The 15847-nt window shown below is 53.9% G+C and carries 10 protein-coding genes and 1 pseudogene; 5 read left to right on the forward strand and 6 right to left on the reverse strand.

Features of this window, described 5'->3' with window-relative positions; genetic code table 11:
- The first annotated feature begins 421 nt into the window (after positions 1-421).
- Positions 422-1450, forward strand: a complete 1029-nt coding sequence (locus SynBIOSE41_RS06830; RefSeq protein ID WP_186540144.1) for a hypothetical protein — start codon at positions 422-424, stop codon at positions 1448-1450.
- Positions 1451-1500: 50 nt separating this feature from the next.
- Here SynBIOSE41_RS06830 and fghA read toward each other — a convergent pair whose 3' ends face one another.
- Entirely contained in the window at positions 1501-2367 is an 867-nt protein-coding gene (gene fghA / locus SynBIOSE41_RS06835; protein WP_186540145.1) for an S-formylglutathione hydrolase, read from the reverse strand.
- Positions 2368-2384: 17 nt separating this feature from the next.
- On the reverse strand, positions 2385-3497 hold the full coding sequence (locus SynBIOSE41_RS06840) for an S-(hydroxymethyl)glutathione dehydrogenase/class III alcohol dehydrogenase (RefSeq protein ID WP_370594193.1): 1113 nt from the start codon (positions 3495-3497) through the stop codon (positions 2385-2387).
- Between the two features lie 644 nt (positions 3498-4141).
- On the opposite strand from SynBIOSE41_RS06840, the gene SynBIOSE41_RS06845 reads away from it, so the two are divergent.
- From SynBIOSE41_RS06845 to SynBIOSE41_RS06855, 3 genes are read left to right on the forward strand one after another with little or no spacing between them, the layout of a single operon-like run.
- Complete coding sequence (locus tag SynBIOSE41_RS06845) at positions 4142-5017, forward strand: MoxR family ATPase (protein WP_255475989.1); 876 nt, start codon at positions 4142-4144, stop codon at positions 5015-5017.
- A complete protein-coding gene (locus SynBIOSE41_RS06850) occupies positions 5004-5861 on the forward strand; it encodes a hypothetical protein (RefSeq protein WP_186540147.1) in 858 nt (285 codons plus the stop codon). Before SynBIOSE41_RS06845 ends, SynBIOSE41_RS06850 begins: the two co-directional genes overlap by 14 nt.
- Positions 5858-7630, forward strand: a complete 1773-nt coding sequence (locus SynBIOSE41_RS06855) for a transglutaminase domain-containing protein (RefSeq protein ID WP_186540148.1) — start codon at positions 5858-5860, stop codon at positions 7628-7630. Before SynBIOSE41_RS06850 ends, SynBIOSE41_RS06855 begins: the two co-directional genes overlap by 4 nt.
- A 72-nt stretch (positions 7631-7702) precedes the next feature.
- Here SynBIOSE41_RS06855 and SynBIOSE41_RS06860 read toward each other — a convergent pair whose 3' ends face one another.
- Positions 7703-8011 (reverse strand): hypothetical protein, encoded by a 309-nt coding sequence (locus SynBIOSE41_RS06860; protein ID WP_255475990.1) that lies wholly within the window; start codon positions 8009-8011, stop codon positions 7703-7705.
- 612 nt (positions 8012-8623) lie between these two features.
- Positions 8624-11752, reverse strand: coding sequence for a DUF1996 domain-containing protein (locus SynBIOSE41_RS06865; protein ID WP_186540149.1), 3129 nt, complete (start codon positions 11750-11752; stop codon positions 8624-8626).
- Between the two features lie 1092 nt (positions 11753-12844).
- On the opposite strand from SynBIOSE41_RS06865, the gene SynBIOSE41_RS06870 reads away from it, so the two are divergent.
- The gene (locus tag SynBIOSE41_RS06870; protein ID WP_186541445.1) at positions 12845-12985 is read left to right on the forward strand and encodes a hypothetical protein; all 141 of its coding nucleotides are present in this window, start codon (positions 12845-12847) and stop codon (positions 12983-12985) included.
- 193 nt (positions 12986-13178) lie between these two features.
- On the opposite strand, the gene SynBIOSE41_RS06875 is transcribed toward SynBIOSE41_RS06870, so the two are convergent.
- A complete protein-coding gene (locus SynBIOSE41_RS06875) occupies positions 13179-14228 on the reverse strand; it encodes a DUF1214 domain-containing protein (protein ID WP_186540150.1) in 1050 nt (349 codons plus the stop codon).
- A gap of 604 nt (positions 14229-14832) precedes the next feature.
- A pseudogene (locus SynBIOSE41_RS06880) lies at positions 14833-15847 on the reverse strand (hypothetical protein); the annotation flags it as partial.

Consider the following 15847-nt stretch of genomic DNA (forward strand, 5'->3'; position numbering starts at 1 on the left):
GAGCGATCGGGATCAGATGGACCTTTGCTGGGCGCTGAGTCTGCTTGTCATTCCAGCGTTGAGCTCGCCAATAGAACCAAGCATGCAGCCAGCTTCAGAAACATTCAGGCGATTCAATCAAATCCAATAGATCACCTTGTTCTTCATCCTTGGCTGGCATTGTTGCCAGATGAGCCCGCTTTCCCTTTTGGTGTCATCTTCAGGACTGCTTTGGCTGCTACAAGAGATTTCGTTGGATGTTGTGCCTTGCTGCGCCGAACGGTCCAATTCAGATGAGAGTTGATAACGATTTTGCACATTTTTTACACACTGTTTGAAGACAGGTGTTGATGCCTCGACGCCAAAGTCGAAGTGTGAATTTCAGTTGACGCTTTATTGGCAGGCCTTAGTATTTAATTAATTCATTTATGGTTTCATTTAAGTGAAGCGTAGGTTTGGTTTTGATGTGCCTCCGTTGCAGGGAAGCGAACGACGTTATCTGGTTGTTTTAGGCATTGCACTCGCCTTGGTGACAGGCGGGTATGCCTCTTATCAATTGTGGCTGTCATACAGCCCTGACTGGACTCGAGCTGTGCAATGGCTCGGCGGTGCTCAGGATCTTGGGACGTCCAAGTTGCAGCAGCCGGTGATCCGAGAAGCCAGTTTTCCCAGGATTGCTGCACAGCAACGTGGCATGGCCGCAGCAGTTGATGAGGCTGTGAAGGGTCTCGAGCTGGAAACCTTGCCGGTTGCCGGGGAAGACATGGAGATTCAGTTTGCTGGTGTGAATCTGTCCAGCAACAGTTCCATGACCAATTATCTGCTGTTGAATATTAAACAGCAATTGCTGAAGGCCAAGGCTGAGAGAGTTCGGATCGTTTATCCAAAAACCACTTTCAAGCTCGCTGAAACCGCTACGGCGGATGGTGTGGCTGATGAACTTGATACGGTGTTGATGACCGTTCGCGATCAGGAGCTTAATCAGCCTCCTGCGAATAGACCCAATGCAAAGCAGTTCCTGCTGCGTGTTAGGGAAGCAGGAGTGGATACCGAAGATCGCAGTATCTATTCAGAAGACTTTTACACTCGTGTGGCTGTCGGGAGTTGTATCGGTATTTTTATTGTGGGCTCGATTCTTTTTGTCGCCATCAACCGTCGTTGGCCCGGGCATGGACGACGAACAGCGATCATTGCGACTCTTCTGGCTCTCGGCGCGGGCTGGAATTTGGTGATGTGGTTTTTCGTGACTCTGCGCCCCAATCTTCAGCGCTTCAATGTGATTACACGCGTGGATCTCTCAGCCTTCACTCTTCTTGCCGATGGAGTTCATGAACGCAGTGCTCAGGGAAAGCATGAGGTCTTATTGGGTGCCAATGGTTCTGGTCAGCCAATGACGCTTGGTGAACCCAAGGTGATGGCACCGATTGAGGGTGGATACATGCCCTTGATCCCTCCTGGTCCCATGCCCTGAAGTTCATTCACATTGGCAGAAACCTGTCTCAGCCAATCTGCTGAGTCTGTTCAAATATCTGCCATAAGAGCTCTGGCGTGATGGTCAATGTGGCGGTCGATCACGCTTGCCACGAAAAAATAGCTGTGGTCATAGCCCTCCTGCATCACCATCTCGAGACTCTGCCCGCTTCTGATACAGGCCTGGCGAAGGTCCTCTGGACGCAGCTGCTCCTCGAGGAAGGGATCAGCTGAGCCGACGTCCACCAGCATGCAGTCATTCCTGAGATGACCATCCTCCAGGAGAGTCACAGCATCCCATTCACGCCATCTGAGCTGTTCTTCAGGTGTTGTGCCGAGCAGATGGCTGAACGCCTTCCGACCCCATGGGCACTGAGCCGGGTGTGCGATCGGAGCCACTGCGGACACCGAGCGGTAGAGATGGGGATGACGCAGGCCCAGCACCAGTGCACCGTGGCCTCCCATGGAGTGGCCTGAGATCCCCAGTCGCTGATCGTCCAGGGGGAGTTCAGTGCACAGCTGTGAGATCAGCTCCTCAACGACGAAGCTGTGCATTCTGTAGTGCAATGACCAGGGCTGCTTTTCGGCGTCCACATAGAAGCCGGCACCATGTCCGAAATCCCACTGACCTTGAGGATCGCCAGGAACGTCATCCCCGCGTGGGCTGGTGTCCGGCATCACCAACGCAAGCCCGAGTGCTGCCGCACGTCGCTGTGCACCCGCTTTCTGTACGGCGTTCTCGTCACTGCAGGTAAGCCCTGAAAGCCAGATCAGGACAGGGACGCGTTCAGGCTTCGGTCCCAGTGCCTGCTTTGGAAGAAAGACGCCAACCGTTGTGGAGCTGTTCAGCTGGTGGGAATCCAGTTTGTAGCGGCGTTGTTCTCCTGCGAAGCAGCGATGACAGTTGATCAACTCCATGGTTCAGGTCGTTGCGCTTAGAAATGAATGACAGACCGGATGCTTTCACCGCGGTGCATCAGCTCGAAGGCTCGGTTGATGTCCTCCAGTTTCATGGTGTGCGTGATGAAGCTGTCGAGGGGAATGTCCCCTTTCTGAAAACTCTCGACGTAGCCAGGAAGCTGGCTTCGTCCTTTCACGCCTCCAAAAGCTGATCCACGCCAGACCCGACCCGTCACCAGCTGAAACGGTCTCGTGCTGATTTCCTGGCCTGCTCCCGCAACGCCGATGATTGTCGATTCTCCCCAGCCCTTGTGACAGGCCTCGAGGGCTGCACGCATGACGTCGACGTTGCCGATGCATTCAAAGGAATAGTCCACACCTCCATCGGTGATGTCGATCAGCACCTCCTGGATTGGTGTTGCATAGTCACGCGGGTTGATGCATTCGGTCGCTCCCAGCTGCTGAGCGATGGTGAACTTGTCTGGGTTGAGGTCAACGCCGATGATCCGTTCGGCACCAGCCTGAACGGCACCGATGATCACGGCCAGCCCAATGCCGCCAAGCCCGAACACGGCCACTGAGCTTCCCTGCTCCACTCTGGCCGTGTTGTGAACGGCGCCGATTCCTGTTGTGACACCGCAACCCAGCAGGCAGACCTTTTCAAGCGGTGCATCCTGGCTGATCTTGGCAACCGCGATCTCCGGCAGCACTGTGTGTTCAGAGAACGTTGACGTGCCCATGTAGTGATGGATCATCGCCCCCTTTCGTGAAAAGCGGCTGCTGCCGTCGGGCATCAAACCCTTGCCCTGGGTGGTTCGGATCGCCTGGCAGAGGTTCGTTTTTCCTGAGCGGCAGTAACTGCATTCCCGGCATTCCGGGGTGTACAGCGGAATCACGTGATCTCCCGCTGCGACGGATGTCACACCTTCTCCAACCTCGATCACCACGGCGCCGCCCTCATGGCCGAGCACGGCAGGGAACAGTCCCTCCGGATCCGCACCCGACAGCGTGTAGGCGTCTGTGTGACACACCCCGGTGGCCACGATTTTCAGCAGCACTTCACCATGCTTTGGAGGCGCCACCTCGATTTCGGTGATGTCGAGCGGTTGGCCTGGTGCCCATGCCACCGCAGCTCGGGAGCGAATCATGGACTTAAGCTCATAACCTCATCATCATGATCCTCAGCTCAGCATTGTGCTGCCGTGAGGGGGAATGACGTTGATCAAGGTATTTTCGTCTGTGTTGAAATCGATCAACTGGACCAGAGATCTTGAGTCTTTTTCCGGATGATCAAGCCTGATACTCCCAACTGTTGAGTAAACAGGCACACGTTTCATCAGCCTTGATCGGACTGATTTGGGTTGTTTTCAGCTCTGCTTTTGGGATCGTCTTTTTTGTTCTTCTCTCTTGGCTAAGTTTTTGAGGAATTCTTTCTTTCTAATCGTCTCTTAACCTTGAGCAGAAAAAATTGCGCCGAGTTGTAGCTGCTACTTCCACAAATCGCGATCTCGAGATCATCATTTCAGTGATGTAGGTCAATCTGAGTCCAATCGAGAGCATCTCCGCAGAGGAATAATTCTGGTCCTGGCAGACCCTGCTGCCACTCAGGTGCGTCTAATTGCAGCGGGTCTAAGGTTGTGGCCACTGAGTTGTTTTTGGTTTTTTTATACCTGGCCACGACCCAGGGCAACCGCTTGAACCAATCACAGCTTTGGCATCAGCTTCTTCAGGCGGCCTGCCAATCTGTAGGTAAGGATGTTGTGTTTTCTCGGTGACCACTGAGCTGCTGCAGTTGACGAAAACTGTTGGCCGCGTGCTGCTCGGCAAGGAGCCTCAGGTGCGGCTCGCATTCAGTTGCCTCCTGGCAGGAGGGCATCTGCTGATTGAAGACCGTCCCGGAATGGGCAAGTCGACTCTGGCTGAAGCACTGGCAACCGTGTTCTCGCTCGGGTTCAAGCGGGTGAGTTTCACCAGTGATCTGCTCCCTGCCGACCTCACTGGAATCAACGTCTTCCATCAGGCGGATGCAAGCTTTCATTTTCAGCAGGGTCCGCTGTTCACTCAGGTCTTGCTGGCGGATGAAATCAACCGCGCCAGTCCTCGCACCCAGAGTGCACTGCTCGAGGCGATGGCGGCCGGGCGCGTGAGCATCGATGGCACCAGCTATGTGCTGCCACAGCCCTTTTTTGTGATCGCGACACAGAACAGTCTCGATCAGGTGGGCACGAGTCCTCTGCCTGAAGCACAGCTGGATCGTTTCCTGATGCGCGTGAGTCTTGGCTTCCCAGACCGCGACGCAGAGCGACAGCTGCTTCGCGGTGATGGTTCTCCGGTTGAGAGTCTTCAGCGGGTTGATGATCAGGCTCTGCTGCAGCTTCAGCAGCGCTGTGCTGATCAATACTGCTCTGAGCCACTGCTGGAGTACGTGCTCGACCTCGTGGAAGCGAGCCGGCGGGGCCAGGAGGGCCTGTCTCCAAGAGCCAGCCAGGGTCTTGTTGCTGCCGCACGCGCATGGGCACTGATCGACGGTAGAGATCATGTGCTGGTCGACGACGTGCAGGCGGTCCTACCGGCTGTGGTGGAGCATCGCCTTGATGCCGGCTGCCCAGCGAACGCAGGCACGCCCCTCAGCACCGATCTCCTGGAGCGGGTGAATGCGTTGCGATGAAATCAGGCTCGGGCTGAGATCTCTCTATATCGTTCCCAGTCGCTTCGGTCTCCTCTGGCTTGCGGCGGCGGCGTTTCTGCTGCTCATAGCGATTCAGACCGCCAGCAACGGCACCTTGCTTCTTGGCTTTCTGATGCTGGGAGTGATGCTACTGGCGATGTTTCTCACCCACGACACGTTGCATGGTCTGACATTGCGCTGCGGGCAGCCGGCTCCTGCGTTTGCCGCTGAAAGCACCACTTACCCGCTGATTCTGGAAACCCGTTCGCCTCGGCCTCCGATGCGTCTGCGCTTCCGCGACGGGTCTGAGGCTGCAGACCTCCAGTTGTCGGCGGGAATCGCAACGCTTGATCTCCCCTGGATTCCGCAGTGCCGTGGCTGGCAGCGGCCACCGCAGCTGCAGATCGAGACCATCGCTCCGCTGGGCCTGTTCATCTGCTGGATGCGGTGGCTGCCTCCACAGGCTCAGTTGATCTGGCCGCGTCGCCGTTCAGGTCCGGTGGGAGAGCAGCCAGCATCTCGGTCCCGCGATGGTTTGGATGAATGGCACGATCTTCGCGACGTGCGTGATCAGGAGAGACCAGCCGTTGTGGACTGGACCGGTGCCGCTCGGGGGCGACCACTGCAGGCGAAAGTGTTCAGCGATCCCAGCAATCAGGAGTGGATGCTGGAACCAGCGTCAGGTCTGCCATTGGATCGGGCTGTTGAACACCTGGCTCAGCGGGTGATGCAGTTGCATCAGCAGGGTGTGCGTTACGGACTGCATCTCCGCGGCAAAACCCTGGCACCGGATCTGGGCCTGCGTCATCGCAATGCCTGTCTGGAGGCATTGGCGACAGCATGATCCGCAGGCCGTCAAAAGGAGTGCTGGCCTGGTGCGCCTTCCCGCCGTTGCTGCTGCAGTGCTTTGCCTTGAACAGTGCAGCGGCGCTCACCTGGTCGACCTGGGCCCTGGTGATCTGCGCCATGTTCAAGTTGAGGGAGTCCCGCAGGCCTTTTGACTGGCGGTTGGTGGCGTTGCTGCAGTTGCTGTCAGCAGGGTTGCTGGCGGCACAGCTGCAAAGCCTTTTGGCTTCCACTTTGCAGTTGATCGCCGTTTGCACCGCACTTGCAGCTCTGCTCAGTCATGAGCTGCAGGGGATGTTGTCATTTCGTGGATTGTTGCAACGCAGCCTTCAGCTGCTGGCGGCAGCTCTGCCTCTGGCCCTGGTGCTGTTCCTGTTAGTGCCGCGTCTTCCGCCGTTGTGGACAACGCAGTTTGGCCCTGCGCACGGTGCCGTCACAGGGCTCTCCCCTGATCTCGACCCGCTCAGCATTGCGACACTGGCATCGGATGAAGCCTCGGCTGCCCGCCTGACGGTGGCTCAGGGAGTCGTCTTGCCTGTCGATGCCTACTGGCGTGTGCTGGTGCATGAGACGTTTGATGGACGTCGTTGGCAGCACCGTGATTCCCCTGCACCAAAGAAGTCTCTCAGTAATGGGCGCAGCACTGCGACGATCAGCCAGTGGTGGGTTGTTGAGCCCTCCGCAACTCGTGCGCTCCCCTGGGACGGACGTTCGGCTCCGGTGGCTGCGGATCAGTGGATCACGCCGGAGGGGGAGCTGTTGATGGATGTCGCACCGCGACAGCGCCGGGCCTATCGATTGCAGGCTGCTGGGAATGCGCAGGAGTGGCAACGTCGCCCACCACTGGCAAGTGAGCGGCAGCTTCCTCGCGATGGTTTGCCTCGGCTGAGGCAGCTCGGAGAGAGCTTTCGCAGCCTGCCCAGTGATCGTGAGCGTCTGGCTGCCGTGGAGCAATGGTTTCGCACTCAGCCATTTCAATACAGTCTTCAACCTGGATCAGTGCTGGATCTGGATGAGTTTCTGTTTGATCGCCAGCTGGGTTTCTGCGGTCATTACGCCAGTGCTCTGGCGGCTTTGTTGCGTTCGGCGGATGTGCCGGCCCGTGTCGTCAGCGGTTATCGAGGTGGCCAGCTGGTGAATCCGCTGGGCGGTGCGGACTACCTCGAACTGCGCCAGAGCGATGCTCATGCCTGGGTGGACGTGTGGTTGAACGACAGCGGCTGGCAACGAGTCGACCCGACGCTCTGGATTGCTTCCACTGCTCAGAACCCTCTTTCTCAGCAACTCCAATCCCCTCTGCGCTCAGCGTCTGAGCTGCCCTGGTGGAAGTGGATCCAGCGCCAATGGTGGGGTCTGGATCTGGTCTGGACCCGTTGGTGGCTGGGTTTCGACCAGTCCAGTCAGCAGATGTGGTTGCAACGGCTGTTCGGGCATCAACAACGATGGCTTGGTCTCACCGTGTTGTTGACATCCATGGCCGCTTCCGGTCTGGGTTGGGTGATGTTGCGCCAATCAGTCGCAGGGCGCCATCCGCTTGATCAGTCGCTGCGCTTGCTCGCGCGATTCGGTGTGGTTCCCTTGCCAGGCGAAAGTTTTGCCGCTCTTTGCAAGCGTGCGTCCCATCTTCATCCCGATCAGGCTGATCTGTTGGCCGCCATGGCTGATCGACAGCAGCTGATTGCCTATGCACAGCTCAGTGGTTCCCGGCGCAGGGATCTGCTGCGCCAATGGCGAATCATCCGACGGCGTCTTCGCTCATGCCTCTGAGGAACTGGCTGTCTCTTGGATGGATGGATTGACCGATGTTTTTCATCGCTACTGAACCTTGGGAGCGTCAGATCACAGCCTGGCTTCGGGGGTGAGCACTGAGCGGTTGACACAGCTGCCGGTGCGGACGCATTCACCGACCATCGAATCATCGAGATCAGCACAGATCTGACGTTGCACAACCTTCGTGCCGGCCTCCAGCCACAGCTCATCGGCATCGGGATCGAGCACAAACACCCCGCACCGCTCTGCCTGCAACAAACCTGGCAACGTCACGACCAGCAGCTGAAGCAGATCGTTGTTCCGCAGAGCATCCCAACGCCGTGCCAGTTCCTGACGACGGACCACAACACGCTGCATACGTTGGTCAAGCGATTGCATGAAACGGAGTCGGCGGCCCCTCATTGTCGTCAACCTGCGGATGGCTGCCGAATCGCGAGGTAAAAATTTGAGCCGCAGAGATGGATGCGTCCGATCGTTCTGGATCTGCTCCTGCGCCTTCAGAGGAAGCAGCAGCTTTACCGGTAGATCAGCCCCTTTGAGCCATCTGGCTTGGCTGCGTAGCCTGGGAATTCATCTTTTCAAATCGTCTCTGGCTAGCAGCAGAACAACTTGCGCCGAGTTGTGGCCGGTCGTTCAACGAACCGCGATCTGGAGATCATGAGTTCAGTGATGAAGGGCGATCAGTCTCAACTGAGGGCTTCCAACCTGTGGTCTAAGGCTGAATCAGCTGGCCGGTGTTGACGAATAATCTGCCAGTAATCATCACCACATAGCCACATTTTGATTGTCATCACGGCTACCTGACCATGGGCGATGTGCTGTGTGTCAAACAGGCATAGGGCGGTACTTCATTGCTGAACTGACAACAGACTTCAAGAGTCATTGAGAGTTTCTGACTCAACAACACTGACATCAACAGGGTGATGACGTCAGTGTTGTTGAGAGATGGAATCAATCTGGAAAGAAAGCCCGAGGTGATTTTTTTACTGTTTAGGTCAACAGAATTTGCTCAAATCCGATCTGCCCGGTTCGGATCTCAACAGCCAGATCGGTTCCAGTTGCAGAAAGCATCCATGAGCTTGGATTCAGCTGCTCCAGCTGAATGGAGCCAGTCTCCAGGCTGAGGGAACTTAGATCCAGGCGATCGTCAGCAGAAAATCCAATGATTTCATCCGGATTGTCCCTGGTTGAATCACTGATCCCCTCAAGAATGAAGTGATCAGCACCATCACCACCGATGAGTCGATCGGACCCCGGTCCGCCGATCAGAAAGTCATCCCCCTCGAGTGCTTCCAGTCGATCAGAGCTTTCACTGCCTATCAGTCGGTTCTCTCCAGGAGTTCCCAGAATGGGGAGGACGGCCCGATCACTTGAATAGGGCTGTGAGATTCCCGTTGGAATCGGTCGGACAGCATCACCATCAGTTCCTGTAAACAAGGGCAGTCGCAGCGCATCCTCTTCTCGCCGAGCAAACCCGTCCACCTGCTCACCATTGGGTGCGGTTTCCTCCCATGGCAGATGAATATGGTCGGCATGCAAGCTCCAACCCGGCGCGAATCCATCTTCTCCATTACGGAAGCTGAGATCAACTTCACTGGCTTGAAGAAGCCGCTGATCCAGTTCGCTACCGGCTTCAGGCAGATTCATGTAATCAGAGCTCACCAGGTGCAGGGTGTTATCAATTTGGCCGTAGTGAATCTGCAATTGCAGTTGAGGGATCAGCAAGGGATGCGCATCCGAGCCTGATCCATAGTTGAGGTGGCTTTTGTGGTCGTTGCTGTCAAGCTGATGTCCGTTCCAATGGTCTGGAAAAATGATCACAGCCTGAAGAGGTAAATCACGCCACTCATCACCGAGGGGAATGTGGTCATAGGAGGCTGATTCGCCGATGTAATTCCAGAACACTTCACCCCGGGATTGGCGTTGATCGGGTTTCGCTGATCCAGTGATCATCTTCAATCCTGTTGGCATATTGACCAGAAGATTCGGATCATTGGGCTTAAGCACGCTGTAGTAGGCGATTGAGCTGGCTTTGGGCGTGACATAACTCCAATCCCCCCCAAGCCCATCTGTGCCTTCGTTAATCAAGCTGGGTGTCCAGTAAGTGGAAAAATTGTTGGTTGGTTGTGCTGCCACGCTGCCAGCTGTCAGCAAAGAGCTAACGGTTGAGTTCTCATTGGTGCTGGTATTGGCAAAGAAGTCATGGGAATGCATGAATTGCGCATTCCCCGGCGCAACGATCGGATCGGCCGCGGCCCTGTGGCTGAAAGCGATATTCGAGACAAATTCTCCCTGGGAGAAGCCCGTTAGTTCAAACGCGTCTGCGTCCTCGCCAGCAGGTTGTTCATCACCACTAGGTTGTTCGTCGCCATTTCCTTCTTCAGCTGTGCCGATGATCTGATCCAGATTGAGATCCAGCTGAAAGAGGAGCTCATTGCTCTCGTCGGTGGTTTCAGCAGGCCCCTGCTCACCTGTGAACATGCCGCTGTCGTCCAGTATCCAGTTGAAATCACCCCAGGGTCCACGATCGAGCACGCGAATCCGGCCCATGGCATCCACTGCTGCGCCAACAAGTTCAGCCTGATCCCGCACCAGAGGAATATCACCGACCCAATAGTTGTCGTTTCGACGAATGAGCAGAGGTTCATCACTCCCTTTCTGGACAAAGGCCTGTCCGGTGGCGTCGTCCACCCACAATCTGGCGGTACCTGAATCAGCGATCAGGCGACGATTGGAGATTGCCTCGGTGTGGATCGTTGGCGTGATCTTTGAACCATCAATTCCATCAAACTTTGCAGCACCAAGACCAGATTCATCACCTTCAGTGAATAAACCCCAGTCATCATCAGGTCCTTTCCATGATTCATCGCTGAAGTTGAAATAAAACATACTGTCAAATATCGCCTTATCACTTTCAATGTAATCACTGACTGCCTGAAAATATGTCTTGAGATTGGCTGCGTTTGTGACTTGATCTGTGTAGCCGCCGCTTTGCCACCCTGTTTCACCCAAGATCAATGGAGTGTCAAAAAGACCAAGGCTGTCGAGGGCAGACCGAAAGAGAGATTCATCTGCTTTCAAAACCTCCATTTGCTTCTGTGGGGTCCATTCAGGATTAGAGCGATTATCAAAAAATCCTGCATAGGAATGCACATTGACGTAATCAAGTTCCTGAAGAAGCTTATTGCCCTGCTGATTCCAGAAACTGCTGTCTGGTCGTAATGTTTCGCCTGCGAAGTTATAGGTGATCTGCAAATCACTGCGGTCACGAAATACCTGAACCTGCTCGCGAACGTCGTTCACTCTAAGTTCACTGGGACTCCAGTCAGCAAGCTGTTCGTTGCCAAGGCTGAATCCCAGGATGTACTGCTCATAGGGTTGAATCACCTCCAGAGCCTGGTTAATCAATTGCGCGGCATCACTTTCATTGGTGATATAGATCCCTGCCTGTACCTTCAAATCAAGATCCATCTGATCGATCGCCTCAAGGATTCGACCGGTGTAGTTGTTAGTGCCCCAGGTGCGGATCGTGTCGAAGCCAAGAGCTGAGACCTCGTATAACGCCGATTCCAACCGCTCCTGACTGAGCCATTGCCCCTGTGAATCGACTGAAAACCCGATTCCGCGACGACCCTCCCAGAACGGCCTGGTTGCTGCTTCGGCACTGGAAAAATTGTCTGTTGTGGCCTCTTCAGCCGCTGCATGGGTTGTTGCTCTATCAGGATTCCCTCCACCTGAATTGATCTGATCAGCATTCGTTGCAGCAGCAGAAGCGAAGACATTCGTTGGATCTTCACCAATCACAGTGAACTCAGTGCTTGCCAAAGGCAGAGCCCCTTTCGAGGTCGTCTCCAACACCTCAATTCGATAAGCACCACTCGTTGGTGGCGTCATCAGCAGTCGCCAGTGCCCATCATCAGCAACTACTACACCTTGGTGAGTCATCTCCTCGCCAAACGTGCCCTCCGGTTGCCAGTACCTTCCGGAGTCAAGGTGGAGAATGCTCACCTCAACCACAGCCCCAATCCCGCGGCCGGGTAGTTCGCCGTAGATCCCTGTTTCGATGCCGGTCTGCATGACGGTGTCATCATCTGGCCATATCAGAATGTTTTCAATCATGAAGGGATGTGGATGAATGCCACGAATGATCCTTTTCAAGATGCGCCCAGCTAATCCATCAGTTGTGACTCAATTTCCAAGACGTATAACTAAATCTGACTGGTCATTAATAAGAAAATTAAGATGTTCGGCTACAACCGTATGGTCGATGGATTTAGAATGTTACTCGTATTGCCTGCTGTCTTGTGGCTGTGGCTCAATCTCCGAGGTTTGTTGATATTTGACGCTAATGATTGACTTTCTATATCAGAGTCATGCAGGGTGGATCATCAAAATTCATTCAAGCTTCAGCATTCATCAGTCGACACGCATTTGATTGTGCTCATGATGGGACTTGATCGCTATGCGAATCAGCGGTTGACGTTGCTGTATAAAAAAAACAGCTTCTGATCAAGCAAAGCCCATGGGTTGTTCTGCTGCTGAGCGCCTGTGGAGTGGTCCCTGTGTTGTCTGTGATTTTTCTGCAACTGGGCTTGAGTTTGGGCAAGTGATGGGTTGTCTGTCATGAAGGGCCAGGGCCCACTCCCTCTGCCTGCCCAGGCAGCTTCCGCTGGAAGCCGTCAAGAGGCAGGTCGTGTTTCCTGCTGGACAGACGGCTTGGCTCGCTTTTGTGCCTCGTTGATTGCCTACATGGTTTGCCCCTCGCAGTCATGGCTTTTTCGCGCGACTTTGTGACTGCAGTCACGCCAGTAGAGCCACTGACGTTCAATGTCTGTAAGGGCACCATGTCTGTTGGCGTCGTCAAAGCGATACGCGGGCGAGTCCAAGGCGGCTAGTGCCAGAGGGCAATTCAAGGCAGTTTTCATATTTCATCTAACGCAAGTATCCATACTCCAGATCGTTGAGCTGGCTTTGTCCATCCGTATAAATGCCAGATTCTGTTGGTAAGAGAGTCCTGTTGACGACGTGAAACGCGAGGTTGCCGACTTGCCTGCAGCACGACCACAGGCAGGTATTTACTCATGAGGGAATATTCCTAGGTAGTTTATTCCTCGATACAAATAAATTGACTTCCTGATGTGGCTCTCTTATAGATCACACACTTGGGAGACAGTCATGTATGAATTGAACAATGAATCCATTCAAAGCTCAATGACTGAGCGCTGGGATGCGCTTGAAGATTATTTTGTCTGCATCACGGAATGTGATTTGAATGATGAAACCTGCATCACCAGTTGCCTTGTGACTCATTTGAAAATTGATGATGGCTCAGAGACGGCTGTAGCCGCATAGAGCTTTAATCCTCCAAGGCAAGTGGCGTATGCCTTATTCAGCCCAAGAGCGGAGTTTGAGTCAACGTGGCGACGGTTTGACTGGAGAATCGTCGCACTCTGCTTCTCATCGATTTAGCTTGTTTCAATTATTCAGTGGCCTTGAGCCAGATCAGATCATTCCGAAGCAGCATTCACCTAAAGGCAGCGATTTGCTATTGCTTCTCGACCTTCACTTTCATGATTGCACCTGGTGCTGGCACGTATGCACGAAGGACTCCATAAAAGTCTTTGCCAGTGGGAATTCCGTTTTTTCCACTTCCATCCGGACTGAGTGTGATGGTTGTTGTTCCGTCTTGGTTTGGCTCTGAGGAGAATGTGGTCCGGTCGTAGATCTTTCGATCGTTCGGGATCAGCAGTTTGTTATCGGTTCCGTAGAGGGTCACTGAGAAGTAGCCACCCGGGTTGTAGAGCCCTGCAGGCACAGTCACGACATACGTGGCATCACCGCGCAAAGGTGTACCGGTGTCGTCGACCAAGATGGTCCCGTAACGGACCGTGTCTGAAGGCGTTCCTAGCTGGCCCAACTTCACTCCGGCTGAGAGGTCGAGGAAGCTGACGTCTCCGCTGACACGATCGAAGGCGTCATCGGGGTTGATATAGGTGATCACCGTGTCGATGACGGCCTGGGCGTTCTTTTCCGTCTCTGGGCTGAATTGCTTGACTTCACGCTGCATGTCTCCCTTGCCGCCCTGCATCTGGAATTGGCTACGGGAGGCGACGACTGCGTCCAGGTTGTCGACAACAACCATCCTGGTCAGCACAAGACCTTGATCCGTTTCAAGCTCAACCACCTCAAAGTCGCCCTCGGGTATCGTTTGACTGGGTCGTTTGAGCAGGATCGGCTTGGTTGGGTTGGTGATCACAGCCGGCACATTGTGCTTCATATCGAAGACCGACACCGACAGGAATTTGTCGTAAGTCGGCGTTGTCAGGATCGCCGGGCCGTCTGAAATCGAGAACCAGTTGTAGCCGTAGTCGACAGTGGCTTGTGGCGTGACCACGGTGGTGTCGCTGGGATCCACCAAACCTGTGAACTGGAAGGAGCCCTTCCCGTTCTTCTCCAGCCAAGTGTTCATCATCTTGACCTGTTCCTGATTTGGAAACTCCCTCAAATAGGACTCGACAGTTTCCTGTGCTGCTGCGACTGGACTCAGAGTCAGCAGAGGCAGAAGACAGAGGAAACGACGAAGGCGGTGAGACATCTCTGAAATTCTGAAGGGGGAACGCGGTCTTGATCCCTGTAAGGGAGATTTTTGCAGCAATCCGACTGATGTCACTGACTTTGTTATCGATGCCTCAATTCTCTTCTGGCTTTGATCACCTGTCGCTAAAGGTGTTGTTGGTGGCCTCGTCATGCCATTGAGAGCATCTCTGCAGAAGACCAAACCTTGAGCGCAGTTTCGCTGCATGGTTCGCCTCTAGGCAGAATCGTGGCTACGAAACCTGAATTGCGTGGTTGCGAGCAGCATCCAATCTGAGGACCAGAGCTGGCCCTGGTGGCCGCTGCTGCCAATCTTGAGTGCCTCATTGCAGTGGATTTGAGGGGTTGATCCCTGAGTTATCCCTGGATTTTTGTGCAACTGGTCAGAGTTATGTGCAACTGAGAGTGATCGCATGACAGACCGACTTTCGACAGAGATAACCGTCGATGGCATCAAGGCAAACGTTCGAGAAGAAATGCAAAAAGCACTTCGAGAACGAGCGAAATGATCAAGCAACTCTGCAAATGCTTAAATTCCAAGAGCCATAATCTGCAACACTGATGCAATCAATTTTGATTCTCAATAATTAATCGTAGTTTGAACTTTACATCAGTGTCACCTGCTCCGTATTCTTGATTCCAACAAGTAGCATGATTTGATCACCAGAGGAATCTGTGTACGTCAAGCCATTTTCGCTATTTGTCCAGTTCCCACCTTGAACCATTGAAAGATCAATTTTGTCTTCTCCAACGGTGTAGTCCTGAATCAACGCATATCCATCGCCTGAAACGCCTAGGAAGGTATCAAAGCCTTGATCTCCCCAAGCATCACCCTGGCTGACCGCCAGGACATCATCATCCTTGCCTCCCCTGTAGATGACACCAGCAGCCACCCCAGTGATTAGGTCATTGCCGCGGTTGCCGTTGATAAAAGTACCCTCAATAGCACCAAGGACTTCGAAAGTGTCATTGTCATCGCCACCAGAAATATGACTTTTGCCTGCACTTACTTTAAAAGTATCTTCACCAATTGAACCAAGGAAAAAATTGTCTGTGCCCCCTTTGACTTCAAAGAAGTCGCTGCCTTTGCCTCCGAGGAATTGACTGTCTTGCGAATCAAAGACGATAAAATGATCATTGCCATTATTGCCATTGGCAAAGTTGTTTTTGCCTCCTGTGACCTCGAGGTAGTCGTCGTCGTTTAAAAGACCATAGTTAATGTCAGATCGATTAATCAGTGAATCAACGTTGTTAGTCCAATATCTGCGTCCGTTGATGAGTGAATTTTCAATAGTTTTTGCTGTGTTGCTATTCCTGTTATCGCGACTGCTGCTGCTGGAGCTATCGCTGCTGCTCCTGTCACTAGCTGGAGTCGGAGTGAATAACGCTTTAACAGCCGAAGTGTCGTCAGAGTCGACACTTTCAACTGTTCCTGCTCCGTCGGTGTAGGAGGCGGTGACGCTGATGGCAGAACCGACGTCAGCTTGAACAAGGGTGTAGTTAGCAGAAGTTGCACCACTAATTGCAGTTCCTGCTCGTTTCCATTGGTTGGAAATCGTGCCGAGGCCATCAGCATCAGCGAGGGTGTTTGATGCCGTTAATGTTTGCCCTTGTGTTGGC

The sequence above is a fragment of the Synechococcus sp. BIOS-E4-1 genome, assembly GCF_014279995.1.
GTDB lineage: Bacteria > Cyanobacteriota > Cyanobacteriia > PCC-6307 > Cyanobiaceae > Synechococcus_C.